Raw genomic sequence first — 1744 nt, 5'->3', positions numbered from 1 at the left:
CCCCTGTCGATCCTTTCCGGGCTGCCGTGGGGACTGCGCACCAACGGCGAGGAGGTGCTGGCCTACCTGCGTGAGCAGTGCGCCCTGGTGGTCGGTCCGACGGGGTCGGGGAAGACGAACATGGTCCACACGATCCTGGCCGGGTTCGCCCGCGCCACGGACGTGCTGACCTGGGTCATCGACCTCAACGCCGGATCCGCCGGCCTGCCCTGGGTCAACCCGGCGCTGAATGACGACGGTTCGTTCGTGGACGGCATGCAGCCCGGTGTGGACTGGCTCGCCTCCACCCACGACGAGGCCGTGCGCATGCTCGATACCGCGATCGCGGTGATGAAGGAGCGCAAGCGCGCCTACCAGGGCCTGCTCAGCAAGCACAACACGGACCTGCTGCCGATCTCCGCGAAGATCCCGCAGATCGAGCTGGTCGTGGATGAGGGTGCGGAGATCCTGGTCAGCAACGACCGGGCCACCCGCAAGCTCGGGGAGAAGATCCTGGAGTTCATCCGCATCGCCCGCGCCATGGGCGGCCGTACCATCCTCACCGCCCTGGGAGCCACGGGGTCGGTGCTGGGCAACCTGATGATCCGCCGTGAGGGCAAGGTCCGCGTCGCACTCACCGGCGGGGAGACCGAGGGCATGGACCTGTCCAAGATGTTCCCCGGCACCCGAGGGCTCAAGGTCGACCAAGCCCCCTACAAGGGCGCCGGGTTCATGGGCACACCGGAATCCCCGGCGGCGCTGTTCAAGGCCTGGCGCATCCTGCCCAACCAGATCCGCGACATCACCGCCGCCACCAGCGACCGACACCCGGTATTGGACGCCAAGTCCGCCCGAGCCGCGGGCGACGCGTACGCCCGGCGTTGGGATGCCGAGCGCACCGCATGGATGCGCGACAGCACGGGCCCGTCCTCCGCCGGCCGGGACGAGTCGGCTAGCCGTGAGCGACTGAACCTGGCCGCACTCCGCGACGAGGTTCAGTCGTCTCCCAACGCCGCCGACGAGGAGGCGCTACTAAGGCAGTTCCGCGAGGAGATCGACGCCCAGTTCGGCACCGCACCCGGACGCGGTGAGGAGACGCCGGCGGGGGAGGCGTCGTCGGGTGGGTTGAACCTGTCCGCGAACGAGGACAACCCCGCCCGCGACGCAGCCCTCGCGCTGCTGCTGGCAGCCGGACCCGACGGCACTGGCGCCTCTGCGATCGCCCGCGGGCTCGCGGAGGAGTACGGCACCACCCGGCAGACCGTCGTCGGCTGGCTGAAGTCCTGGACCGACGACGGCACCGCCGTACGGGTCGGCACCGGCACCAAAGCCCGCTACGTCCACCACCGCCACACACCCGGAAGCGGCGGTCAGGACTGAGTGCTTGTCGCTTGTCGCCCACACGTCCGAGAAGGCCCCTGGACGGCTCTCAGAGGGCCGAAATCGGGCTTTGACCTGGAAGACGACAAGCGACAAGACAAGACAAGCGACAAGCCGCACGACAAGCGACACGACAAGCCAGACGACGGCCAGCACCCGCCATCACAGGGGTGCTGGCCGTCGCTCGTGAAGGGAGCAACTTGTGCACCCCGACGCCACATACGAGATCACCACCCACCGCACCGGCGCCCGCGTGCTCCACCCCGAACCGTTCACCCGGCCGCCGATGGCACCGCAGGAGATCCCGCCCGGAGTCGAGCTGGTGACCCTCCCCGGCGGCATCCGCACCCTCGCCTACACCCAACCCCCGGCACCGTCCGCCGGC

General features: G+C 69.6%; 2 pseudogenes. Both read left to right on the top strand.

Going from position 1 to position 1744, the window contains the following annotated elements:
- Positions 1-1359, top strand: a pseudogene (locus H5J26_RS30705) (hypothetical protein); the annotation flags it as partial.
- 202 nt (positions 1360-1561) lie between these two features.
- A pseudogene (locus H5J26_RS30700) lies at positions 1562-1744 on the top strand (hypothetical protein); the annotation flags it as partial.

The sequence above is a fragment of the Streptomyces albidus (ex Kaewkla and Franco 2022) genome (assembly GCF_013870515.1).
GTDB classification, from domain to species: Bacteria; Actinomycetota; Actinomycetes; order Streptomycetales; family Streptomycetaceae; genus Streptomyces; species Streptomyces albidus.
Note: the sequence above shows the minus strand (reverse complement) of the source record. Positions and strands in the feature narration are given on the sequence as shown.